Raw genomic sequence first — 1356 nt, forward strand, 5'->3', positions numbered from 1 at the left:
AGTCCGTGCCTACATATCTGTTGCGAATGTTTATCGCCGCGTTGTGATCACGGTCTATGACGTTGCCACAGGATGCACAGATGTACGTCCTTTGTGACAACGGCATCGACTGGATATTGCCACAAATGCAACATTCTTGTGATGTGTATCTCGGATTAACCAGCCCAACAACACCACCAGCATATTCTGCTTTGTAGGTCGTGAACTCAATTAATTTTCCCCAAGACGCATCGTGAATTGATCTTGCAAGATGATGGTTCTTCACCATGTTTTTGATTTGCAAGTCCTCAAATATGATCTGATCATAAGTATCTGCGAGAAAACGGCTTACTTTGTGCAGATAGTCCTTTCGGACATTTCGTACCTTACGATATACCCCTTTGAGAACAACCTTCTGCTTATTCCGATTATTTGATCCCTTTTTCTTACGAGATAGGTGTTTATGTTCTTTCCTTAACTTCAAGTCGTATTTGTATGTGGTCTTCGGATTCGGTATCTGCGTACCGTCCGACAGCACAGCGAGAGTCGTGATCCCTACATCCACACCAACAGAAGTTTTAATCTCCTTTGGTTCTGGGTTCGGAAGTTCAACGGAGAAGCCCGCATACCACTGGTCGCCATCTCGTTTGATGGTGCAAGTCTTGATCTTACCCTCAATCTCCCTGTGCATAAACATCCTGATAACTCCAATCTTCGATAGTTTCAATCTACCATCTTCAAGTATCTTAAATCCGGACTGTGGGTATGTGAATGAGTCATATCGGTTATATCCTTTAAATCTGGGGTATCCGGGAGTTTCCCCGTTTTTCACCCGTCTGAAGAAGTTTTGAAATGCCTTATCAAGTCTACGAAGAACATCCTGAGCAACCTGCGAGTATACACCAAGATTAAGGTATTTTAACTGCCCAGCCTGCTGATTATAGTTCACTCCGATGCAACATCGATCATAAGCATTTTTACGGTCTTCCAGCATCTCATTATAGAGGTGTCTACATGTGGAAAGTACATTCAATAATATGATGTTCTGTTTCCTCGTTGGGTACATCCGATATTTGAAAGTCTTTCTGCTCATGTTAACACACCACTGTTGAGGCATCGTACTATACTGATCCCCTCATCCTATAATTTCTTATTTGGTATGGCGTCGCAGTGATATCTTCAACAATTCTATATTGAGTCGCATAATATCCCGGACCATGTCTACGGCATTCCTTATTCAAATCTATTCTTTTATTCTTTTTGCGTGTCATGGTATTACTCCTTTATTATATTCCTGTTCAAGTGATTTTATAATCAAAGCGATAGCATCATCGTATCCTTGCTTATAAGATGCCTGTTTCATCTCATCCAATTGAT

Annotated in this window: 1 protein-coding gene; it reads right to left on the reverse strand. The window is 41.4% G+C overall.

The annotated features are described in order from the left end of the window. The coding region (locus J7K40_08230; GenBank protein MCD6162384.1) for a transposase at nt 1-1072 on the reverse strand (1072 nt) is incomplete at its 3' end. Nucleotides 1073-1356 lie beyond the last annotated feature (284 nt).

Source organism: Candidatus Zixiibacteriota bacterium (assembly GCA_021159005.1).
Taxonomy (GTDB): Bacteria; Zixibacteria; MSB-5A5; order UBA10806; family 4484-95; genus JAGGSN01.